The organism is Alkalispirillum mobile (assembly GCF_003664325.1).
Taxonomy (GTDB): domain Bacteria; phylum Pseudomonadota; class Gammaproteobacteria; order Nitrococcales; family Halorhodospiraceae; genus Alkalilimnicola; species Alkalilimnicola mobilis.
The window spans coordinates 1-5,062 of record NZ_RCDA01000009.1 but is presented as its reverse complement, the minus strand read 5'-3'; the positions used below and the strand labels follow the sequence as shown (position 1 = coordinate 5,062).

The window sequence follows — 5,062 nt, the reverse complement described above, 5'->3', positions numbered from 1 at the left end:
AACCCGGTGACCTGGGGCAGCGAGGCCGAGGCGGCGCCGGGGCGCGCCAGGGCGAGGTACAGTCCGTTGTGTTGGGGCATGCCGGCTCCGTGGCAGTGCGTGACGTCTCTATCCTAGACGAGGCCAATGCTAGGGCGATTGCCGGGGGGCGTCAAATGGGCACGGGCAGACTGGCAGGGATGCGACTTACGCTGCCGGCTGCACCCGGGCCTGCTGTTGTCGGTAGGCATCCATCTCGATGCGTCCGATCTGCGGGGTGAGTTGGCAGCGCTGGCGGCGCCAGGGAAAGCGGGCCTGGGCGTTGCTGCGTTTCATTCCCTCGTCGGCCTGCCAGGCCTCCAGGTCGAGATCGCGCCAGAAGCGGGGGTCGCGGCCGGTCTGGCGGTCGTACTCGGCGGTCACCGGGTCGCGGGCGCGGAAGGGCTCCAGGCGGGGTACGTCGGGCAGTGGCTGGGTAATGTCCATGTAGCGCTGGATCATGTCCCAGAGGGCGCGTACCTCGTGGTGGTGATCGACCACCCCGCTCAGCGAGGTCTGGTTGAACAGCTCACCGGTGTAGCGGTGCACGAACATCAGCCGGTAGAAGATCCCGCCCCGCTGCACCACCCGCTCGAGATAGGCATCGAACTCCACGAAGGGGGCCTCCAGCGGGGGTTCGCGCCGTCCCCGGGCAAAGCGCACCTGGCCGGTGCGGCGGTTGAACGCACTCTGGCGGTTATCCAGGTAGCGCTGACTGCGGGCGGCGATGAACCCGTGGAAGGGCTTGAGCAGGAAGGCACCGAGGTGGATCAGGCCGATCATCAGGGGTTGGGTGGTGTAGACCGTGATCACCAGGGAGCCCAGAACGCCGGCCCCTAAAATCAGCATTATTACAGAGACATAGATAAGATCATTATATTTAGAGAGGGCCTCATCAATAACAATGGAGAAATAAAATGGAATCGCCAGGAGGGCGAAAAAGTAAATCACCGGAACCGCGAGTATCAGCACGGAGAGCCCCAGCTGGCTTTTCAGGAAGCGGATCCGCTCGTGATCCCACCACCAGTCGTCCGACTGGTAGAACGCCGGGTCCTGCGCCTCCTGGTGCTGCATGAACTCGGCGTCTTCCAGCACCAACTGGTGGGGGTCGATGTGGGCGTAGTCGCCGAACGGCAGCAGGGTCTCGCCGAACCGGTCCCGCGCCCTCGGCGGGGTTGGCAGTGGCGGAATGGCGTCGGGACGGTAGGCCCCGGGGGCGTAGTCACCGGAGGGACCGGAGTGGTTCATAGGTCGAACTCCTCGATATGCCAGTACAGCGGATCCCGTGATCGCCCGGTCAATTGTTTCACGAGCGCCGTGAAGGGATTGTTGACCGTATGTCGCGTGCGGCCCGGTGGCTCGCCATGCTCGCCTTCCCGGTAGGGTGCGTATCGGGTCAGGGCGGGGGTGGGCAGGACCATCTCGCCCCGCTCCCACGGGATGCGGGCCTGCAGGGCGATCCGCAATCGGGCGCTGGAGGAGATGGCGACGTTGCCGAACTCCACTCGCTCCTCGGCGGCCCGGCGCCGGACCAGAAAGCGCACGGCGCTCTCCCGTGGCAGCAGTTGGCGCCGGCCGATCACGAAGGGGTCCGGTGCCTCGGTAATGTAGGTCGAGGCGTACTGATCCCCGAACCGGGTGGGGGTCGTGGCCGTGGTCTGGGTGAGCTCCTGGACGGCCAGGGTCAACGATTCGCCCGGGCCGATCCGGAAGCGGCTGATCAGGGGCGTGCGGATGGTGACCACGTAATCGCGGTTGCCGGGCCTGGCCGTCTCGCCGATGCTGGCCAGCAGCGCGTGCTGCTCGTCCGCCCCGAGCCGGTGGTAGCGCTGCACCTCGATCTCGATCGGGCTGAGAGCGGTGAGCACCTGCGGGTAGTAGCGGACATCGTCCGCGGATTCCATCTCCTCGTGAGGGTGGGTGCCAAGGGGGCCCTGCCGGAGTAGCTGCTCGAATTCGCTGTCCTGGTTCATGGCCGCGTAGCTGGTCCCCCCGATGGCCAGTCCCAGGCCCAGCAGGGCCCAGCCCCAGCCCGGGATGAGCAGAATGCCCGTCAGCAGCGGGGCGGTCAGGAACAGTGCGGCACCGGCCACCGCGACACCGTGCCCGGCAGCGGCGTCGCGATCACCCCGTTGCAGGCTGATGCGCAGCTCCCAGGCGCTGACACCAACGGCGGCAACGCCGGCCAAGAAATTCGCCAGACCAATCGTGCGAACCAGGGTGCTGGCTCCGACCTTCTGCAAACGGGCGCCGATCAGCGGCCAGTTCTTCATGTCGAACAGGGGGCGTTGCACAAAATGCCCCGTCCGCGATACCGGCTCCGGATACAGCGCGGTGTGCAGTTTCATGGAGGCTGCTGTCAGGTCAATGAATGCACCAATAGCCCTCGTGCGCTGCAGACCGACATGGCCTTGTCTCTCAGCTTGAAGAAGTCCTGAAGCCTCCCGCCCCAGGTTATAAATCGCAAAGCCCACCAACATCCGCGAGACGGCCGGTCCGTCCACCACCACCCGGGCCTGCTCGGCCACCCTTACCAGTCGGAGCTGGGCGGCCCGGGCTGCCTCGGGGTGGGCGGCGGGCAGGACGAACACCAGGGTGTGCCCCGCCGCGCGCCGGATGGCCTCGTCCACCTCGGCGCTCATGCGTTTCGGGCTGGTGGAGCCGGTGAGCTGGCCGTCGGCATCGACCTGGTCGGCGTAGAGATAGTCCCGCCGGGTCTGCAGGGTCTCGCTGGCGCGGTCGCGGTCGGTGAGGCCCCAGTGGAGGCCATCGCCATGCACCCCCACGATGGTGTAGCGCTCCAGATCGACCTGGCTTCGACGCATGATGCGCAGCTCGCCGCCCAGGTTGCCGTCGATCAGATTGGCGTGGCGCTCGACCGCGGTGAATAGGCGCTGCAACTGGAAGACCTCCACTTCATCGGCCACCCGTTCCGCGGCGCGCAGCACGGCCTGGCTCCACTGGCTTACCACCGTGCGCAGGAGCCCCCCGACCCTGCCGGCGTTGCTCAGGTGGAGAACGGCGTCGGTCTGCGCCTGTTCCTGTTCGGCCAGATTGCGGGCCATCAGCCCGAGCGTCTGGAGGCCCAGCGCCTCGGCCCAGGCCTCGTCGATCTCGCTGTCGTCCGCGGCCAGCCGGCGCAGGCGCGCCGCCGACGGGGCGCCATCGTCCAAGCCGGGCGCCGAGTCATCGTCCGAATCGGGGTCGGACGGCGTCCACAGCGCCTGCAGGTTGGCATCGGTCAGCAGCGCGGCGAGCAGCCGCCGGGCCCGGGCACGCAAGGCGTCCACGCCCCGGACACTGCCTTGATCGCGCAGCACGTCGGGCAGTTGGTGCAGCAGGCCGAAGAGGTCAGCACACAGGGCGTAGCCCTCGCAGACCCCTAGATCGGGGTGGCTGGTGAAATCCCGGAGGCTGGCGCTGAGCTGCCCGCCGTTGCTCAACCCCTCCAACACGGTCAGGTGCTGCCCGATGGCCTCGACCGCCTCCGCGCGTTCGTGTTGCCTGAGGACCTGGCCCAGTTTGTCCGGGTCGATGGCACCCCGGTGGGCCGCAAGCGGGTTCGGCTCGCCGCCGCCCGGCATTGCGAACAGGGCCTGATCGATCAGCTTGGCGGAGTGGGCCAGCGGGCTATCGGCGAGGGTGCCATCCAGGCCGTCCAGGTAGTGCAGGGCCAGGTGGAGCTGTGCCAGGGCGTGGCGCAGTGCGAACAGCGGGTCGGGCACGGGTACGGCGACAATGCCCGGGTTGTCGCGGATGGGGGCGAGCAGGTCCTCGTCCGTCGCATCACAGCCCAGCTCCAGGGTGGCGGCCCGGTCGGTTTCCCCGGCCTCGGCCCAAAGGGCCCGGAGCCTGCTGCACAGCTCATCGGACCCCGGCCCGGTGAACTCGGGGGTGAAGGTGTCCGGTGAGCCGAGCAGCAGTTCCATGCCCGGGTCGCGTGGGCGCAGGGCGGGGAGTTCGGCCAGCCGACCGGCGGGGAAGCCCCTGGAAAGAGAGAGAAACGGGTCGTCCTCCTCGGGGGAGGTATGCATCAGAACGGCATGGGCATGGCCGACCCCGGTGGTCCGGGCCTCCCGCCGTTTGGCGTGCTGCTCCAGCCACCGGATGTAGGCCCAGCTCCAGACCACTTCACTGAAGGCCACGCGCACCCGATGCAGGGTGGCGGCCCCCTGGAGCATGGCCGGCATCAGGAGATCGTCCAGCCATTCGCCCTCGGCCGGGCGCTCATCGGCGGCCTCGCCCTGTTCGGCCAGTGCCCGGTAGTGGGCCAGGTCCACGTCGCTGAGTCGGCCGTCCGGGCCCACTTCGAGCTCGCGCCAGAGCCGGTCTTCGAAAAAGACGTAGAACCGCCCCGGGCGCAGCATGCCCACGGCGATACCGTTGTACACCGGGACGCTGCTCCGGTCGTTGCGTTGCTGACGATGGAACTCGGCCAGCGGGCGGATGCCCAGCAGGGTGTTGTCCTGAAGCCCCTCCTCGCGCTCCTCCGTGGCCTTCGCATGCTCGAGCAGGAGGATCTCGATCTCCCCGGCCCCTTCGCGTTTCGGGATCACCAGGACCAGGCTGCCATCCTCTTCGTCGCGATACGCCGCGCGCCGCCGCACGCCCAGGTCGATCTTCTCGGTGCTTAATGCCCTCAGCTCTCTCTCGCTCATCACTCCGAGCCCCCCGTTTCCGGCCCCTGGCCGTCGTGCAGCCGCGCTTGCTGGCCGTCTCGTTCACCGCTGGTGACATCGAGCAGAATGGCTCGATCGCCTAGGGGTGCCGCTTCCGGTTGTTCGGTATCGCCATCGGAGCGGCCGCCGGTGGACGGAACGCGATTGAAGCTCGGCGGCGAGATTTCGCGCGGACGCTCCGGGGGACTGGCCTGCTGCCCGCTGCCCGACCCGGGGCTGCCACCGGAGTTCATGCGGATGGCCGCGCCGCTGAGGGTGATGCCAGCCGGATCGATCTTGATGAAGCTGCCCCCGGCCTGGAGGGTGATCTCGGCACCGGCTTCGAGGACCAGGTTCATGCCGGCAACCTGGTGGATCTCCCTGCC

The 5,062-nt window shown here is 68.0% G+C and carries 2 protein-coding genes and 1 pseudogene; all 3 read right to left on the bottom strand.

The features are described from left to right. Positions 1–186: 186 nt before the first annotated feature. The gene (locus tag DFR31_RS13655; protein ID WP_121443248.1) at positions 187–1,266 is read right to left on the bottom strand and encodes a hypothetical protein; all 1,080 of its coding nucleotides are present in this window, start codon (positions 1,264–1,266) and stop codon (positions 187–189) included. Then, positions 1,263–4,676, bottom strand: coding sequence for a hypothetical protein (locus DFR31_RS13650; protein ID WP_121443247.1), 3,414 nt, complete (start codon positions 4,674–4,676; stop codon positions 1,263–1,265). Before DFR31_RS13650 ends, DFR31_RS13655 begins: the two co-directional genes overlap by 4 nt. Continuing rightward, positions 4,676–5,062: pseudogene (locus DFR31_RS14075) on the bottom strand (type VI secretion system Vgr family protein); the annotation flags it as partial. The pseudogene DFR31_RS14075 and the gene DFR31_RS13650, both read right to left, overlap by 1 nt.

What these genes read in the sequence shown, in the direction of transcription:
- DFR31_RS13655 (WP_121443248.1), bottom strand. Translation starts at nt 1,266, where the DNA reads ATGAACCACTCCGGTCCCTCCGGTGACTACGCCCCCGGGGCCTACCGT.
- DFR31_RS13650 (WP_121443247.1), bottom strand. Translation starts at nt 4,676, where the DNA reads ATGAGCGAGAGAGAGCTGAGGGCATTAAGCACCGAGAAGATCGACCTG.